13 protein-coding genes are annotated in these 17,302 nt (G+C 60.8%); 5 read left to right on the forward strand and 8 right to left on the reverse strand.

The window, feature by feature from the left end; genetic code table 11:
- Positions 1–58 precede the first annotated feature (58 nt).
- Positions 59–403: a YggL family protein gene (locus IF103_RS07730; RefSeq protein WP_023379534.1), complete on the forward strand. Its 345-nt coding sequence runs from the start codon at positions 59–61 to the stop codon at positions 401–403.
- Between the two features lie 36 nt (positions 404–439).
- On the opposite strand, the gene IF103_RS07735 is transcribed toward IF103_RS07730, so the two are convergent.
- The 6 genes from IF103_RS07735 to IF103_RS07760 form a co-directional block, all read right to left on the reverse strand.
- A complete protein-coding gene (locus IF103_RS07735) occupies positions 440–4,054 on the reverse strand; it encodes an ATP-binding protein (RefSeq protein WP_202676003.1) in 3,615 nt (1,204 codons plus the stop codon).
- 8 nt (positions 4,055–4,062) lie between these two features.
- Positions 4,063–4,683: a response regulator transcription factor gene (locus IF103_RS07740; protein WP_104882791.1), complete on the reverse strand. Its 621-nt coding sequence runs from the start codon at positions 4,681–4,683 to the stop codon at positions 4,063–4,065.
- Between the two features lie 277 nt (positions 4,684–4,960).
- Positions 4,961–6,292: a deoxyguanosinetriphosphate triphosphohydrolase gene (locus IF103_RS07745; RefSeq protein WP_023379537.1), complete on the reverse strand. Its 1,332-nt coding sequence runs from the start codon at positions 6,290–6,292 to the stop codon at positions 4,961–4,963.
- 81 nt (positions 6,293–6,373) lie between these two features.
- Positions 6,374–6,700 carry a hypothetical protein gene (locus tag IF103_RS07750; protein WP_023379538.1) on the reverse strand — a complete coding sequence of 109 codons (327 nt, stop codon included), beginning with the start codon at positions 6,698–6,700 and terminating at the stop codon, positions 6,374–6,376.
- Positions 6,697–7,071 carry a phage holin family protein gene (locus IF103_RS07755; protein ID WP_023379540.1) on the reverse strand — a complete coding sequence of 125 codons (375 nt, stop codon included), beginning with the start codon at positions 7,069–7,071 and terminating at the stop codon, positions 6,697–6,699. Before IF103_RS07755 ends, IF103_RS07750 begins: the two co-directional genes overlap by 4 nt.
- Before the next feature lie 9 nt (positions 7,072–7,080).
- On the reverse strand, positions 7,081–7,395 hold the full coding sequence (locus IF103_RS07760; RefSeq protein WP_023379542.1) for an ElaB/YgaM/YqjD family protein: 315 nt from the start codon (positions 7,393–7,395) through the stop codon (positions 7,081–7,083).
- Between the two features lie 313 nt (positions 7,396–7,708).
- Here IF103_RS07760 and IF103_RS07765 point away from each other — a divergent pair, with 313 nt between their 5' ends.
- The 4 genes from IF103_RS07765 (at position 7,709) to IF103_RS07780 (ending at position 10,551) form a co-directional block, all read left to right on the forward strand.
- Positions 7,709–8,917 (forward strand): ammonium transporter, encoded by a 1,209-nt coding sequence (locus IF103_RS07765; protein ID WP_023379544.1) that lies wholly within the window; start codon positions 7,709–7,711, stop codon positions 8,915–8,917.
- Between the two features lie 72 nt (positions 8,918–8,989).
- Positions 8,990–9,226 (forward strand): glutaredoxin family protein, encoded by a 237-nt coding sequence (locus IF103_RS07770; RefSeq protein ID WP_023379545.1) that lies wholly within the window; start codon positions 8,990–8,992, stop codon positions 9,224–9,226.
- Between the two features lie 80 nt (positions 9,227–9,306).
- On the forward strand, positions 9,307–9,615 hold the full coding sequence (locus tag IF103_RS07775) for a hypothetical protein (protein ID WP_023379546.1): 309 nt from the start codon (positions 9,307–9,309) through the stop codon (positions 9,613–9,615).
- Positions 9,616–9,666: 51 nt separating this feature from the next.
- Entirely contained in the window at positions 9,667–10,551 is an 885-nt protein-coding gene (locus IF103_RS07780) for a pseudouridine synthase (RefSeq protein ID WP_023379547.1), read from the forward strand.
- Between the two features lie 134 nt (positions 10,552–10,685).
- On the opposite strand, the gene IF103_RS07785 is transcribed toward IF103_RS07780, so the two are convergent.
- Both IF103_RS07785 and acnA read right to left on the reverse strand, forming a co-directional pair.
- On the reverse strand, positions 10,686–12,251 hold the full coding sequence (locus tag IF103_RS07785; protein WP_023379548.1) for a methyl-accepting chemotaxis protein: 1,566 nt from the start codon (positions 12,249–12,251) through the stop codon (positions 10,686–10,688).
- A gap of 2,089 nt (positions 12,252–14,340) precedes the next feature.
- The gene (gene acnA / locus IF103_RS07790) at positions 14,341–17,082 is read right to left on the reverse strand and encodes an aconitate hydratase AcnA (protein ID WP_202676004.1); all 2,742 of its coding nucleotides are present in this window, start codon (positions 17,080–17,082) and stop codon (positions 14,341–14,343) included.
- Between the last annotated feature and the right edge of the window lie 220 nt (positions 17,083–17,302).

The following is a 17,302-nucleotide window of genomic DNA, read 5'->3' on the forward strand; positions in this document are numbered from 1 at the left end:
CCGCTGGCGCGTGGAAACTGGTAAAGTGCCGCGCGTTATTACTCAAGAGGATTGTTTCATGGCCACCAACCGTTCCCGTCGTCTGCGCAAGAAGCTGTGCGTGGATGAATTCCAGGAGCTGGGTTTCGAACTGAACCTGGATTTCAAGGAAGACCTGTCCGACGAAGCCATCGATGCCTTCCTCGATGCCTTCCTGGCAGAAGCCATGGACGCCAACGGCCTGGACTATGTTGGCGGCGATGACTTCGGCCTGGTCTGCCTGGCCAAGCGTGGCTCGGTCAGCGAAGAACAGCGCGCCACCGTCGAGAGCTGGCTCAAGGGCCGCAGCGAACTGACCAAGATCGAAGTCAGCCCGCTGCTGGACGCCTGGTATCCGGACAAGCCGATCAACCCGGCTTCCTGATCCACAGCTGAGCGGCCGTCCCGCTGACGGACCGCTTCACTGAGCCCTGGCAGGCCCACTCAGGTGCCTGGCCAGGGCTTTTTCAACTCGGCGCATGTGCCGAGCCAACGCCTGTCGCCGGGTCTTCACCATCGAAGTCGGCAGGGCGGTCTCTTCAAGGGCCTCGCAGGCCGCCATCAAGCGCTGTGCTTCGAGCATGCGCGCTGCGCTGAGGATCTTGTGCGCCTGGTCGGAAATCTCCAAGGCGTCTTCAACGGGGTCCATTTGCATCAACACCGTCAGGTCTTGCCGCAAGCTCTCGAGCAACGTGGTCAGGAACCGAGTGCGGGCGCTTGGGTCATTGCCTACGATCGTGCCCAGGCCTTCGAGACAGAAGGGGTGAAGCTTGGCGGCGCTGGCTGGTTGACGCGGTTTGATATCGGCCAGGTATTTGCTTAGGGTGCCCAGGCTGATGGGCTTGAGCAGGCAGTCGTCCATGCCGGCGTTCAGGCATTTCTGTGTCACCTCAGGCTGCGCGTTGGCGGTGTAGCCCAGAATTACGCAACGCGCTCGTCCACTGCGTTGTTCTTCGGCACGTACCGCTGTCGCCAGTTGGTAGCCATTCATGTGAGGCATGTTGCAGTCGAGGACCAGCGCATCGAAATTGCCCTCACGCCATTTTTCCAGGCCCTCGGGACCATTGTTGGCGCTCGACTGGCTAAGGCCCAGGTAACTCAGCTGCTGTTCCATCAACAGCAGGTTGGCCGGGTGGTCGTCGATGACCAGGATATTCAGCCTTGGGTCGGGGGTTTGCACGGCGTCGTTCGCCGGCACGGCGCGCGACGGTGGGCCCACCCGCTGCAGCGGCATGACCAGGCGCACCTGGGTGCCAACGCCCTCAAGGCTCTTGATGGTCAGCTTGCCGCCCATCATCTCGCACAGGTTCCGGCAGATGGCCAGTCCGAGTCCGGTACCGGCCCGGGCGCCTTGACTGTGAGGGTTGGCCTGGACGAACGGGCTGAACAATCGGTGCAGATCATCGGCCTGTATACCGATGCCGCTGTCACGCACCTCGAGATCCAGTAGGCCCAGGCCGGTGCCGTCATCATCCTGCACGTCCACACTGATGCGCACCTGGCCATGCTCGGTGAACTTGATGGCATTGCTGGTCAGGTTCGACAGCACCTGTTTGAAACGCAGCGGGTCGAGTAACGCATGGCAGCGGGCGCCAGGGGCGATCAGAACCTCCAGTGACAGGTTTTTCTGGCGGGCCTGGCCGTCGAACACGCGTCCTACCGATTCGATCAGTGCAGCGAGGTTTACAGGCTCCGGCGCCAGTGAAAGGTGGCCCGACTCGATCCGAACGATGTCCAGGATATCGCCGATCAAGCCCAGCAGGTCCTTGGCCGAAAGGTAGGCGACTTCCAGTGCCGAGCGGTCCACCTGCCCTCGGTTCGCACGTTTGACCGCCAGCTCCAGCATGCCGATGACCGCGTTCATTGGCGTACGGATCTCATGGCTGATGGTTGCCAGGAAGGTGCTTTTGGCACGGTTGGCATCATCGGCCTGCTGCTTGGCCTGGCGTAACTGCTGGACCAGCTTGCGCCGCTCGCTGATGTCGATCCAGCCGCCGATGATCCCCTTGACTTCGCCCATGGAATCCCGGTACGGCAGAATCCAGTGGTAGATGGTCATCTCCTGGCCCTTGACCCGCAGCGGCCGGTCGAGGATCAATGGGGTACCGATGCTCATCACACGGTGGTAGTCGGCCTGGATCTGCCGTGTATGTTCAGGATCGCCGTTCAGGCTGTCTTCCAGGCGCTTGCCAATGACGTCTTCGGCGCTGGCCTGGACGGCCTCCAGGTAGCTGTCGTTGCAGCTTTGCAGGCACCCCTCGCGATCTCGCACGTACATCGGATGTGGAGTGCCGTTGATCAGGGCACGCATGAACGCCAGTTGATCGTTCAGGGCGCGCTCGGCGAGTTGGCGCTGTTTGATCTGGCGCCGCAGGCGCGCATTCCAAAGCAGCGCCAGCAGCAGTAGCAGGCCGGTTCCCAGCAGGACCTGCACCGCCAGGCGCAGAAAACCCTGCCAGGTGTTGTCCTCATGGACGCTGTAGCCGCGCCAGCGGTTGTTGATGACCCCCAGTTCCTCCGGCGAGATGCTCATCAGGGCTTTGTCGAGAATCGAAGCGAGCTCGCTCGACGCACTCGGCATGGCCATGGCGAAGCTGGCAGGCTCGCTGTCGATCGAGCTGCGGATGATCAGGTCGGGGTTGCCGGACACTGCGTGGTTGGCGTCGAGCAAGGTGGTGATGACGGCGTCGACGGCCCCGCTGCGCAACAAGGCCATGGAATAGAAGGCGCTTTCGGTTTCGATCCAGCCAATCAGGGGATAGCGCCTGGAAAGCATCTCGTCCATGGCGCTGTAGCGGGTAATTGCGATGCGATGGCCTTGGAGTTGCTCCAGGGTATCCAGTGGTTGCTCGTTGGCACGGGTAACCAGTACGTAGGCACTTTCAAGGTACGGGCGACTGAGGCGCAAGGCGGCGCCATCGGCGCCGTCGGTGGCGAACGCGGCGATCATGTCGACCCGGCCATCCTTGAGCCGGGTGATCATGTCGGCGATACCGCTGGCGCGCTGCACCTCGAAGCGCAGGCCAGTACGCAGGCGAACCAGTTCCAGCAGGTCGGCGCTGATCCCGCGAAAATGGCCGACACCATCGAAGAACGAGACCGGCGCTGCCGTCTCGTCGATGGCTACCCGCACTGTCGGATGGGTCTGCCGCCATTTTTCCTCGGCGGCCGTCAGTTGCAGTTGGCGATCGGTCAGCAGCGTATCGCTGCCCGCGCTCCAGCGTTTGAAGATACTGGTGCGCACGACGCTGGGCTGGATATCGAGGGTGGCGTTCACCAGTTCCCTGAGGGTGGTATCGTCCTGGCGCATGGCGAAGCCGAAGCCAACCGCCTCGTGCTGGCTGAAGCTGGCCATGCGTAGGCGTGGCAGGTGGCCGCGATTGAGCTGGTAGTGGGTGGAGATCGTGTCTCCGATGAACACGTCGGCTTGGCCAAAGGCTACGGCGGCAAGGGCCTGGGATGATGAGCCGAAGGCCAGCAGCTCGGCCTTGGGGTAGGTGTCATGGACTTTTCGCTCGGGCTGGTAATGATACAGCATGCCCAGGCGCAGCCCATCGAGGTCACGGTCCACCGCACGTTTTTCATATTCGCGTGTGACCAGCACCGGTTGGTCGATGGCATAGGGGCGGGACAGCACCAAGCCGTCGGTTTGTGCTTCGTAGCTGTTGGCGCTGCCGAGCAGGTCGATTTCACCCCGTTTCAGGGCCTCGACCGCTGCTTGTCGGTGAGGGTAGCGCAAAACCCGTATTGGCAGCTTCAGGGCTTTGCCAATCAGGTTGGCGTATTCAGCGGTGAGGCCCTGGTAGTCGCGGCCACCGCTGGTGATGTCGAACGGAGGGTAGTCCGGTGCCGAGGTGCCCAGCACCAGTTCGCGACGATTCTCCAGCCATTGCTGCTGCTCGGGTGTCAGTTGCGGATAGGTCGCGGTCGTACCGGAGCGGGGCAGCAACGCATAGGCGGTGGCTTCATGGTGTGTCGCCTGGGCCGCACTCATCATGATCAAGCCAAGGAACATGCAGACAACGTAGCGTGCCATGCCAGGCCTCAGACCAATGCGTTGCGTTTGGCCATGTCTATCAGGTCGACCAGTGTATTGACCTTGAGCTTTTGCATCAGTCGTTTCTTGTAGGTGCTGACGGTTTTGTTGCTCAGGAACATGCCCTGGGCAATCTCCTTGTTGCTTCTGCCTTGGGCAAATAGTTGCAGCACCATAAGTTCGCGGTCATTAACCTGTCGGAAAAGTTTTAAATCGACGTCCGACGCTTCCTGGGAATAATTCATTGCCTGGCTGGGGAAATAATTGTATCCAGCAAGTACAGCCTTGATGGCGCTCAGCAGTTCGCTGAGGTCTTCCTGCTTGCACACATAACCGGCCGCCCCCGAATGCATGCAGCGCACCGCGAACAAGGCCGGGGACTGGGCGGTGAGTACCAGCACTTTCAATGGCAAGGCCATGTTCTGGAGGCGTGACAGCATTTCCAGGCCATCGAGCATGGGGATGCTGATGTCGAGAATCACCAGGTCGGGGAGGGCGTCGCGGATCCTCTGCATGGCATCGACACCGTTGTCCGATTCGCCGACGATCTTGTAGTTCTGGTTCTCCAGCAGCATGCGTACAGCCAGGCGGATAACGGGGTGGTCATCGACAATGAATACGGATTGCATGTTCAACTTCCTGCGGATTAGTGGCGAAGGCAGGTGCACCTTAACTCAGTTGGAAGTCAGCGGGCATGCGAGGAACGACTGTTAGCGATATATGGGAAATCGCTTACAAGAAAAAACAAATAAGACTACGAAAATGCCACGTGTTGTTATTCATTTGACTGATTTAGTAACTTTATATTTGCTAAAAACAAGCCGTGTTTAGCCTTGCTCGGCGGTATGTAGGAGTTTTCTTTCAAAAAGGGTGGCGCGGGCAGCCGCCGCGCCACGTGACAGGTACTCATACCGGGCTGGAACGACCTGTCATTTCCCGTGCCATTTCGCTGGCATAGCTGTCGGTCATGCCGGCGATGAAATCGATCATGCGCAGGAAGGCATTGTGCAGTGAACCGTGTGGGTCGGGCGCATTGTTGCCGATCAGGTCGAGCACCCGGCGGCTCTTGAACGACGGTGAGCGGCCGCCATGTTGTTCCAGAGCAGCTCCGCAGAAGGTGTTGAGCAGGATTTCCAGCGTGGTGTAGGCGCCGATCTCGTGCAGGGTCTTGCGTTTGTCCTGGAAGATCTTGTTACGCGCCATGTCCTTGGCCTGCAGAACGCAGCGCTTGGCCGGGCCATGCATGTGCTCCACCAGATCCCCTGGCAGACGGCCGGCCAACAGCGCCTGTTGCTGCTCGACGAAGGCGCGGGCGGCTGCGTTGGTCAGGTGCTCGATGGCCTTGCCGCGCAGGATGGCCAGCTTTCGTCGCCGGGAGTCCGAGGGGCCGAGTTGGCGGTAGGTTTCGGGCAGGTCGTCGCCAACCAGGTCGAGCAGCAGCGCTTCGACCTCCGCGTACTGGAGCAACTCCATTTCCAGACCGTCTTCCAGGTCGATCAGCGCGTAGCAGATGTCGTCGGCCGCCTCCATCAGGTACACCAGCGGGTGACGCGCCCAGCGTTGGTGCTCGAGCAGTGGCAGGCCCAGTTTGCGGGCGATCTGCTCCAACAGCGGCAATTCGCTCTGGTAGCACCCGAATTTATGCTTCTTGTAGCCCAAGGCATCCGCGTGGCGGGCGCTCCAAGGGTATTTGAGGTAGGTGCCCAGCGTGGCGTAGGTCAGTCGGGTACCGCCATCGAACTGGTGGTACTCCAACTGCGTGAGCACACGGAAACCCTGGGCGTTGCCCTCGAAATTGAGGAAGTCGGCCCTTTCGTCATCGTTCATGTCGTCCAGCCAGCCACGATCCGCGGCCTGCTGGAACCAGTGACGAATAGCGTCCTCGCCTGAATGGCCGAACGGCGGGTTGCCGATATCGTGGGCCAGGCAGGCGGACTGTACGATCATGCCCAGGTCGCTGGGGGCGCACCAGTCCGGCAAGCTGTCGCGCAGGGTTTCGCCAACCCGCATGCCCAGCGAACGGCCGACGCAGCTGACCTCCAGGGAATGGGTCAGGCGGGTATGGATATGGTCGTTGCTGGAGACTGGGTGTACCTGGGTCTTGCGTCCCAGGCGGCGAAAGGCGCCCGAGAAGATGATCCGGTCGTGGTCTTTGTGGAAGGGGCTGCGGCCGAGTTCTTCGGGGCTGTACAGGGCTTTGCCCAGGCGTTCACGGGTCAGCAGGGTTTGCCAGTCCAAGGCTCGATCTCCTGTCGGTCGATGGCCATAGCTTCCCGTGTCGCGGCTGGCGGTGCAAGCGCCAGCCGCTGATCATTCCCCTCAGGGGCGCCGATTCTGCATGAACAGGCGAATCAGTGGCAGCAAGCTACCCCCCAGCCGCACCAGACGGGCCAGGTTGCCGCTGCGCATGCCTTTGCCTGTGAGGAAACCCATCGCTACCACAGCGCCGAGCCCCCACAATGGCGCATGCTTGATGCCCAGGCCGTCCTGCAGCGAATTACCCATGCCGCGCACGCGTCTGAGTGGTTCGAGCAGTTGCGCCGACTCGTGGCGAATTTCCTGACGGTGCATTTCCAGGCGCAGACGCAACAGTGCCTTGCGCAGTTCCCTTGGGTTTCGAGTATTTGGCAATTCCGGCAGGCTCATGGCAGTAGGCGCTCCCGGTCCTTGGCCAACTCTTCAAGCGTGGCGTTGAAGGGCGACGATTCGTCGAATACCGCGGCCTTGAGGCGCAAGCCGCAATACAGCGCGGCCAGGCTGTAGAACACGCACAGGCCAATGATGCCGGCCAGTCGATAGCTGTCCCACAGCAGTACCAGCAACAGTCCGGACAAGGCTGTCAGCAACAGCAAAGCGAAGACCAGTGCCAGACCCGCGAACAACAGCAGGCTCAGGGTGCGGGCTTTCTGCTCCTGCAGTTCGATGCCGAACAGTTCGATATGGCTGTGCAACAGCCCGAGCAGGGCCGCACTCAGGCGTTTGCCCGAAACGCCGGCGCCGTTGGCGTCGTTCTCCATGGGGACTCCTCAGCGCCGATTGGCCAACAGGCCGATCAGCAGGCCAACGCCCGCAGCGATACCGATCGCGTGCCAGGGCTTTTCCTGCACATACTGCTCGGCGGCACCCAGGGCGGCCTGGCCGCGTTCGCGCACTGAGTCCTGGGTCAGTTGCAGCGTTTCGCGGGCCTGGGTCAGGCGCTCGTGGATCTGCTCGCGCAGTTCGTCGGCCTGGTCGCCTGCCAGGTTGGCGGTGTCGGCAAGCAGCTTCTCGGTGTCTCGCACCAGTGCCTGGAAGTCAGCCATCAATATCTCTTGTGCATTCTTTGCCGATTTGCTGGCCATGGGGCTCTCCCTTGAGTGTTGGTGAAAATTTCGAGTAACGCGGCGTGGCAAAGGTTCACTGCCAACGCTGGTATGGGCCTTGCTAAGTGTTTTGCCACGTCATGGGGCGATGGCATGGACCGTTGCGCCGATTCAGGGCGACACCCCGGCGGATACCAACAAACCTTAACCCAATCCTCGACAAACCCAAGAAAAAACCACGCAGGCTCCAGCCGGGTCACTGAAACAGGGCAGGGGGGCTGGCACCGATTAGGTGCACGGATGCAGGTTCTTGAACTGTCCTGGTGCTTTTTTCAGCAGGTCTGCCTACGTCATGGAAAACATGCACAGCGCGATGGACTCCCTGGTCCATGGCTCCAATACGCTTTTCATCCTCATGGGGGCCATTCTAGTACTGGCCATGCACGCTGGCTTCGCTTTTCTGGAAGTGGGGACCGTGCGACACAAGAATCAGGTCAACGCATTGTCGAAGATCCTCAGCGACTTCGCCATATCGGCCTTGGTGTACTTCTTCATCGGTTACTGGATCGCCTATGGGGTAAGCTTCCTGCACCCGGCGGCGCAGCTGGCGGCCGACCACGGCTATGCACTGGTCAAGTGCTTCTTTCTGCTGACCTTCGCCGCGGCCATCCCGGCCATCATCTCCGGCGGTATCGCCGAGCGGGCGCGATTCGCCCCGCAGCTGTGCGCAACCGCATTGATCGTTGCGTTCATCTACCCGTTCTTCGAAGGCCTGGCATGGAACGGCAACCTGGGTGTGCAGGCATGGCTGCAGGCTACCTTCGGTGCGCCTTTCCATGACTTCGCGGGCTCGGTGGTGGTGCACGCCATGGGCGGCTGGCTGGCCCTGGCGGCAGTGGTACTGCTGGGCGCGCGGCGTGGGCGCTATCGGGAGGGCCGTCTGGTGGCGTTCGCGCCTTCGAGCATTCCATTCCTGGCGCTGGGTTCGTGGATTCTGATCATCGGCTGGTTCGGCTTCAACGTCATGAGTGCCCAGACCCTGCAGGGGGTGAGCGGCCTGGTGGCGATCAACTCGTTGATGGCCATGGTCGGGGGAACGCTGGCGGCCCTGCTGGCCGGGCGCAATGACCCTGGCTTCCTGCATAACGGCCCATTGGCAGGCCTGGTGGCCGTGTGCGCAGGTTCGGACCTGATGCACCCGATTGGCGCTCTGGCCACCGGGCTGGTGGCTGGCGTGCTGTTCGTCTGGAGCTTCACCGCTGCACAGAACCGCTGGAAGATCGACGATGTGCTGGGTGTCTGGCCTCTGCACGGCTTGTGCGGGGTTTGGGGCGGAATCGCCTGTGGCATCTTCGGCCAGGTCGCGTTGGGCGGCATGGGCGGGGTCAGCCTGATCAGCCAGCTTTTGGGCAGCCTGGCTGGTGTGGTGGTGGCGTTGGTGGGCGGTTTCGCGGTGTATGGAACCCTCCGTGCGCTGCATGGACTGCGTTTGAGCCACGAGCAGGAGTTCCAGGGTGCCGACCTGTCGCTGCACCGCATCGGTGCCACCAGCCAGGATTGAGCCGAGTCAGATGCGCATAGGGCGGGACCGACCTAGAATAGAGGCTCTCCCATTCTCTGACCGGACCTGCCCATGCTGCCTGAATGCCAACTGTTCGGCACCCTCGGTTGCCATCTATGCGAAGTGGCCGAGGCCGTGCTGATGCCTTTCGTCGAGCACGGCCTGCTGGTGGAGCTGGTCGATATCGCCGAAGACGAAGCGTTCTTCGAGCGATACAGCCTGATCATTCCGGTGTTGCGGCGATGCGACAACGGCGCCGAGTTGCGCTGGCCATTCGATGCCGAGCAGGTGGTGACCTTTCTTGGCTGACCTGTGCGAGGGCAGCCTGAATTGACGGAATAGTGAAGCTCTCCGTATGCTGTATATAAATACAGTATCAGGGTGAACTCATGCTCAACGTCGAGCAACTCAAGTACAGCGTCAACCGCATGTCGCCAGACCGGGTATGCGACGCCGTGGTCGAACTGCGTCTTGAAGGCCTGGTGACGGACGACCGCACCCCATTTGGCAAGGTGCATTTCAACACCTGCTTTGCCGAGATCGAGGCCTTGTTCCAACGGGCCGGCTACCACCGGGCGCTCGATGTCGTGGGTTATCAGGGTCTGGTCTATGCGCTCTACGACCCTGGACGTTGGGAGGCGGTGGAGGTGTTGCGTTGGTTGAAAGAGCGTAGCGATGGAGTAGGGCGGGCTGGTTGAGCCGTCGGGCTTGGGGGATAATGCGCGGTCCTGATCGCCCAGAGCTTTGCCATGACCACACCGTTCGACCCCGCTCGCCAGCAGGCCAGCACCGTCTGCCTGCCACCTGGTAACTGGGCGACGGTTCTGGATTGTCTTTGCGACCACTTCAGCGCCATCAGTCGCGACCAGTGGCTTGACCGTTTTGCCCGTGGTCGTGTGCTCGATGCCGAAGGCCAGCCTATTGCAGCTCACCTGCCATATAGGCGGGGCATGCGCCTGCACTATTTTCGCGAAGTGCCCAATGAACGGCCGATCCCGGTGCAGGAAACCATTGTTCACATGGATGAGCACCTGGTGGTGGCTGACAAGCCGCATTTCCTGCCGGTGACGCCGACCGGGGAATACGTCGAACAGACCTTGCTGCGCCGCCTGATCCGCCGCCTGGACAATCCCCACCTGGTGCCGCTGCACCGGATCGACCGGCACACCGCGGGCCTGGTGTTGTTCTCCGCCAACCCTCAGACCCGCAGCGCCTACCAGCGGCTGTTTCCCGAGCGGCGCATCGACAAGCGCTACCAGGCCATTGCTGCGGCGATGCCACAGCATGCATTCCCTTTGGTGCACCGAAGCCGCCTGGTACATGGTGAGCCATTCTTCCGCATGCACGAGGTCGAGGGCCAGAGCAATAGCGAGACCTTGGCCGAGGTGCTGGAAAAGCGAGGCGAGCTTTGGCGCTACGGGCTGTCGCCGGTAACCGGCAAGACTCATCAATTACGTGTTCATATGGCGGCGCTCGGGGCAGGGATCTGCAACGACCCGTTCTACCCGGTTTTGCTCAAGGAAGAAGACGATTACCAGCGACCGTTGAAGTTGCTGGCGCAGAGTTTGCGTTTCGAGGATCCGTTGACGGGGGAGCAGCGGTACTTCGAGAGTGGTTTGACGCTGGATTGGTGAAGCCGGGCCGCTATGCGGCCCGTTTTTCATGCGGGCTCCTCGCAGGAGCACCCGATTGCTGTTGTCTTGCCGGTTCCATTGCTGGCAAGCCGGTTCCTACAGGCGGTGCGCGACGCCTGCAGGAGCGAGCAAGCTTATCGGTTGAAGCGCTCCACCAGCGAATACTGCGTGCCGGCAGTGGAGGTCAGCTCTTCGCTGAGCAGTGCCGAGTGTTGCGCCTGTTCGGCGGTCTGGTCGGCCAGCTCGGCGATGGTGCTGATGTTGCGGCTGATCTCGTCGGCCACGGCGGTCTGTTCTTCGGTGGCCGCCGCGATCTGGGTGGCCATGTCGGTGATATTGGCTACCGCTTCGCTGATTCCAATCAGCGCCTGGTCGGCCTGCATGACCCGCTCGACACCTTCCTGGGCCTGGCGGTGACCGGTTTCCATGGTGAGAACAGCGTTGCTGGCGGTTTGTTGCAGCTTGGCGATCAGGGTGTGGATTTGTCCGGTCGACTCGGCGGTACGCTGGGCCAGTTGGCGGACCTCGTCGGCGACCACCGCGAAACCACGGCCCATTTCACCGGCGCGGGCGGCTTCGATGGCGGCGTTCAGTGCCAGCAGGTTGGTCTGGTCGGCGATGCCTTTGATCACGTCTACCACACCACCGATTTCATCGCTGTCCTTGGCCAGTTGCGTCACGGTCTGACCGGTTTCGCCCACGGCTGTGGAGAGTCGTTCGATGGCTTCGCGGGTTTCACCGGCGATCTGGCGACCCTGGCTGGTCAGGCGGTTGGCTTCCTGGGTGGCGTCGGCAGTGCGTTGGACGTGGTTGGCCACTTCCTGAGTGGTGCTGGCCATCTGGTTGACGGCGGCGGCGACCTGTTCGGTTTCCACCCGCTGACGCTCCAGCCCCGAGGAGCTCTTGTGGGCCAGGGCATCGGACTGGCGCGCTTGCTCGCTGAGGTGTTCGGCACTGTCCTGCAGACGTGTCAGGCAGGTCTTCATCCGCGCATCCTGGCTGAGCATCGCCATTTCCAGGCGTGCCTGTACGCCGCGGCTGTCGGTGAACATCTGCGCGATCAGCGGGTCGGAGGTGGTCTGCTCGGCCAGGCGCAGCAGGCGTTTGAGGCCGCGTTGCTGCCAGGTCAGGCCAAGCAGGCCCAGCGGTACCGACAGGCCGGCGGCCAGGGCAAAGCCCCAGGAATGGCCGAGCCAGTTGCCGATGAGGAAGCCGATCTGGCTGACGAGAATGAACGGCAGCCAGTCCTGCACCACCGGCAGCCATGTGTCGCGGCGCGGGATGGCGCTCTTGCCTTGGTTGATGCGTTGGTAGAGGGCTTCGGCGCGGCGGATCTGCTCGGCAGTAGGTTTGACGCGGACCGACTCGAAGCCGATGACTTGGTTGTTTTCGAAAATGGGGGTGACGTAGGCATTGACCCAGTAGTGGTCGCCCGATTTGCAGCGGTTCTTGACGATGCCCATCCAGGGCAGGCCCTGCTTCAGGGTCTGCCACATATGCGAGAACACCGCCGACGGAACGTCGGGGTGGCGCACCAGGTTGTGCGGGGCACCGGTCAGTTCTTCGCGGGAGAACCCGCTGATCTCGATGAATGCATCGTTGCAGTAGGTGATCACACCTTTGGCATTGGTGGTGGAGATCAACCGCTGTTGGGCAGGGAAAGTCCGTTCTCTCTGGGTAATCGGCTGGTTGTTACGCATGGGCTGAGTAATCCGCAAGGCTTTCCACAGATATCGGCAAGCCACTGGTTTTATTGAATGAATATTTAATTATGGTTGATCTGGCGCAAGGATTGTGAGGTGGGGCTGCATTAGGGAATCCTAGGTTTTCAGGGAAGATGCTGCCTTTACTCGGAACTTTATGACCATTTTGTGACGCTTGGCGTCTATCATGACCGATTGGCCATCAAAGAGCCATCGCGCGATGCATGCTGCGCTTTTGCTTTCTTTTGCTTTTGCTGTGTTCTGGTTTCCAGTACGCGGTTGTCCAGGTGCCGCTACTTGCGACGTCGGTAGGTCGAGCGTAGGGCTTGCTCCGGGAGGGCCGCGCTGAACGGCCCCTCCTGGGCCGCAGCGTTTGACGGGCATTCATGCCCGTCACCTCCCTGCGCAGTCGCATCAGGTGGCGTCTGAACTACTGCGAGCTAGAAGCAAGAGCAATGCGAAGAAAAAGAAAATTTGCCTCGCATTTATGGTTTTAATATTGAATGTGCGGCTGGTTCAGTTGTTGTTGTTGTTGTTGTTGTTGTTGTTGTTGTTGTTGTTGTTGTTGTTGTTGTTGTTCGGATTTGGTATTTCATGCTCCGCTTTTGCTTTTAATGCGCGATATCCCAGACGCTGCAAATTGCGACGTCAGTAGGCCGAGCGTAGGGCTTGCGGAGGGAGGTGACGGGCATGGATGCCCGTCAAGCGCTGCGGCCCAGGAGGGGCCGTTCAGCGCGGTCCTCCCGGGAGCAAGCCCGTAGCGAGGGAACCCCGAAGCGCAGCGTAGGGGCCGGATGATAGGAGCCAGCGGTTTTTGCCTACTTTTGCCCAAGAGCAAAAGTAGGTCGCCGTAAAGGCGAAAAGGTGAATGAGCGCCTCCATGGCGAATGGATATTCACGCTATCTGAATGCCGCCCTTAAATCTGTGCTTTGAAGTTTGAAGTTTGAAGTTTGAAGTTTGAAGTTTGAAGTTTTGGTTTCTGGATGCGTGAGCATATCCATTTGCCAAGGTGACGCTCAATCACCTTTCCGCTCTTACAGCGGGTCACTTTTTGGCAGACGCCCCAAAAAGTAACCAAAAAAGTCTGGCTCCTATCATCCGGCCCCTGCGCTGCGCTCCGGGGTTCCCTCGCTCCGGGCTTGCTCCGGGAGGACCGCGCTGAACGGCCCCTCCTGGGCCGCAGCGCTTGACGGGCATCCATGCCCGTCACCTCCCTGCGCAAGCCCTGCGCTCGGCCTCCTGAAGTCGCATTAGGTGGCGCCTGAACTACCGCGCGCTAGAAGCAAGAGCAAAGCGAAGCAAAAGAAAATTTGCCTCGCATTTATAGTTTTAATATTGAATGTGCGGCTGGTTTAGCTGTTGTTGTTGTTGTTCGGAGTTGGTATTTCATGCTCCGCTTTTGCTTTTAATGCGCGATATTCCAGGCGCTGCAAATTGCGACGTCAGTAGGCCGAGCGTAGGGCTTGCGGAGGGAGGTGACGGGCATGGATGCCCGTCAAGCGCTGCGGCCCAGGAGGGGCCGTTCAGCGCGGTCCTCCCGGGAGCAAGCCCGTAGCGAGGGAACCCCGAAGCGAAGCGTAGGGGCCGGATGATAGGAGCCAGCGGTTTTTGCCTACTTTTGCCCAAGAGCAAAAGTAGGTCGCCGTAAAGGCGAAAAGGTGAATGAGCGCCTCCATGGCGAATGGATATTCACGCTATTTGAATGCCAGCGCCAAGTATTCGCTTTGAAGTTTGAGGTTTTGGTATTTAGATTTATGAGCATATCCATTTGCCAAGGCGACGCTCAATCACCTTTCCGCTCTTACAGCGGGTCACTTTTTGGCAGACGCCCCAAAAAGTAACCAAAAAAGTCTGGCTCCTATCATCCGGCCCCTGCGCTGCGCTCCGGGGTTCCCTCGCTCCGGGCTTGCTCCCGGGAGGACCGCGCTGAACGGCCCCTCCTGGGCCGCAGCGCTTGACGGGCATCCATGCCCGTCACCTCCCTCCGCAAGCCCTGCGCTCGGCCTCCTGAAGTCGCATGAGGTGGCGCCTGAACTACCGCGCGCTGGAAGCAAAAGCAAAAGCAAAAGCAATGATTCATGGTCCTCAACTTGCAATCAATTGCCTCAGCACATAATGCAGAATGCCGCCCGATTTGAAGTACTCCACTTCATTCAAGGTATCGATCCTGCACAACACCTCGATCTTCTCCTGCTCCCCATCCTCACGAGTCATTCGCAACGTTAAACGCATTCCCGGCCGAATAGATGCATTTTCAAGGCCCTCGATATCGATGATCTCCCGGCCCGTCAGCCGCAACTGCTTGCGATCGTTCCCAGCCATGAACTGCAATGGCAATACCCCCATACCAACCAGATTGGAACGGTGGATACGTTCGAAACTCTCCGCCAACACCGCCTTCACACCCAGCAAGTTGGTACCTTTGGCCGCCCAGTCACGGCTCGAACCCGTACCATATTCCTGGCCCGCCACCACCACCAATGGCGTTCCTTCAGCCTGGTAACGCATCGCCGCATCATAGATCGACAGCTTCTCGCCCGAAGGCACATGCACCGTATTGCCGCCTTCCTCACCCCCCAGCATCTCGTTGCGGATTCGAATGTTGGCGAAGGTGCCGCGCATCATCACCTCATGGTTCCCCCGACGCGAACCGTAGGAGTTGAAGTCCCGTGGCTCGACACCCTTCTCGCGCAGGTAACGCCCAGCCGGGCTGTCGGCCTTGATGTTGCCAGCGGGGGAGATGTGATCAGTGGTCACCGAGTCGCCAAGCAACGCCAGGATCCGCGCACCATGGATATCACCGATGTGCGGCAATGGCCCGGCAATGTCATCGAAGAACGGCGGGTGCTGGATGTACGTCGAGTCGTCCTGCCAAACGTAGGTGGCCGCCTGCGGTACCTCGATCGCTTGCCACTGCGCGTCACCGGCGAAAACCTCCGCATACTCCTTGTGGAACATGCCGGTGTCGACTTTGGCCACGGCGTCGGCAATCTCTTTCTGACTCGGCCAGATATCGCGCAGGTACACCGGCTGCCCATCCTTGCCGGTGCCCAGGGCATCTCGTGTCAGGTCCAGGCGCACGCTGCCGGCAAGGGCATAGGCAACCACCAGCGGCGGCGATGCCAGCCAGTTGGTCTTCACCAGCGGGTGCACCCGGCCTTCGAAGTTGCGGTTGCCTGAAAGCACCGAGGCAACCGTGAGGTCAGCGTTGGCAATGGCCTTCTCGATCGCCTCGTCCAACGGCCCCGAGTTGCCGATACAGGTGGTGCAGCCATAACCGACCAGGTCAAAACCCAATTGATCAAGGTAGTGGGTCAAACCGGCTGCCTTGAAGTAGTCGGTGACCACTTTCGAGCCTGGCGCCAGGGAGCTCTTCACCCAAGGCTTGCGTTGCAGGCCCTTTTCCACGGCCTTCTTCGCCACCAGGCCAGCAGCCATCATCACGCTGGGGTTGGAGGTGTTGGTGCAGGAGGTGATGGCCGCGATCACCACCGCGCCGTCGCGCAGGGTGTGGGTTTGCCCATCATGCTGGTAGTCGACTTCGCCAGCTTGATCGGCATTGCCTACCGCCACGCCGCCGCCACCTTCGCTTTCCAGGCGGCCAATCTCCTTGGCCAGTGGTTTGGGCTGCAGTTCGATGAAGTGGTCGAAGGCCTGCTTCACCTGGCCCAGGGCGACGCGGTCCTGAGGGCGTTTCGGGCCAGCCAGGCTGGCCTCCACGTCGTTCATATCGAGCGCCAGGGTATCGCTGAACAGCGGTTCCTGACCCGGCAGGCGCCACAGGCCCTGCGCCTTGCAGTACTGTTCGACCAGCTGCACCGTTTCGTTGGGACGACCGGACAGGCGCAGATACTCCAGTGTCACGTCGTCTACCGGGAAGAAACCACAGGTCGCGCCGTACTCTGGAGCCATGTTGGCCAGCGTCGCCCGGTCGGCCAGGGGCAGGTCCGCCAGGCCATCGCCATAGAATTCGACGAACTTGCCCACTACACCTTTCTTGCGCAGCATCTGTGTCACGGTCAGTACCAGGTCCGTAGCGGTGATGCCCTCACGTAACTTGCCGGTGAGTTTGAAACCGACCACTTTCGGAATCAGCATCGACACCGGCTGGCCCAGCATGGCGGCCTCTGCCTCGATCCCGCCAACCCCCCAGCCAAGCACGCCGAGGCCGTTGATCATGGTGGTGTGCGAGTCAGTGCCGACCAGCGTGTCCGGGAAGGCGTAGGTGCGGCCGTCTTCTTCACGGGTCCAAACGGTGCGACCGAGGTACTCCAGATTGACCTGGTGGCAGATGCCCGTTCCAGGTGGCACCACCCGGAAGTTGTGAAAGGCACTTTGGCCCCAGCGCAAGAATGCATAGCGCTCGCCGTTGCGCTGCATCTCGATGTCGACGTTCTCGGCGAACGCCTGGGGCGAGGCATAGCGGTCGACCATCACCGAGTGGTCGATCACCAGGTCCACGGGTGACAACGGGTTGATCCGCTGCGGATCGCCGCCGGCCTTGGCCACGGCTGCACGCATGGCAGCCAGGTCGACCACCGCCGGTACACCGGTGAAGTCTTGCATCAGTACCCTGGCTGGGCGGTATTGAATCTCGCGATCCGAACGCCGCTCCTTTAGCCATGAGGCCAGGGCGTGCAAGTCATCGCCGGTGACGGTCTTGCCGTCTTCCCAGCGCAGCAAGTTCTCCAGCAGCACCTTCAGCGACATCGGCAGGCGTTGCAGGTCGCCTAGCTGGCGGGACGCTTCGGCGAGGCTGTAGTAGTGGTAGGTATGGTCGTTTACCTTCAGGGTCTTGAGGGTTTTCAGGCTATCGAGCGAGGGCATTGCCAACTCCTTCTGCGCCGGTGCCTGGCAATCATGGATATTTGCCAGTGGCACCGCTCTGTATCGGCCCGTACGTCACGGGCCTGGCTGAAAGGTCAGGTTAGACCTGTTTGTCATGCATGACCCACTTCTGGACCGGCGGGGCATGTCGCAGGTTCCGATCTTCCTTTATCATCGCCGGCCTGCCGGCGCCGGTTGTGCGCCAGCCGAAGTGGAGTGA

Source organism: Pseudomonas sp. SK2 (assembly GCF_016772395.1).
Classification (GTDB): Bacteria; Pseudomonadota; Gammaproteobacteria; order Pseudomonadales; family Pseudomonadaceae; genus Aquipseudomonas; species Aquipseudomonas taiwanensis.